Annotated in this window: 2 protein-coding genes; both read right to left on the reverse strand. The window is 54.5% G+C overall.

The features are described 5' to 3' along the window. On the reverse strand, positions 1-148 hold a 148-nt coding region (locus tag ACU8YC_RS26970; protein WP_446896257.1), incomplete at its 3' end, for a thiolase family protein. Between the two features lie 30 nt (positions 149-178). Beyond that, the coding region (locus ACU8YC_RS26975) for a TIGR00366 family protein (protein ID WP_446896256.1) at positions 179-466 on the reverse strand (288 nt) is incomplete at its 5' end.

Raw genomic sequence — 466 nt, forward strand, 5'->3', positions numbered from 1 at the left:
CGTCCACGAGCAGTGGGTCAAGGTGGACGCGCTCAAGTGCGGCTCTAATGACGGTTGCTCCAAGCTCGACGGCTCCCGTAGTTGCCAGTTCGCCGTTAAAACTGCCGATTGCGGTACGAGCCGCGCTGACGATGACACAGTTTTTCATTTTTCAGTTCCTTTAAATAAGAGGTTGCCGTCAGAACAAGGTCAATCCAATAACAAAAATGATGCCAGAGAAGAGCAGGGCGGTGATGCAGTACCCCATGATGTCGCGTACCCCCAATCCGGCGATGGCCAGAGCAGGGAGTGCCCAGAACGGTTGTGCCATGTTCATCCATTGCTCACCGTAGGCGATGGACATGACAGATTTGCCAAGATCGGCACCCAGCGCTTGAGCAGCAGGCATAACGAACGGTCCCTGAATAACCCAATGGCCACCGCCGGATGGCACGGCGAAGTTAATCAGTGCTGAACTGAAGAAGGT

This window comes from Citrobacter sp. VF227 (genome assembly GCF_052950715.1).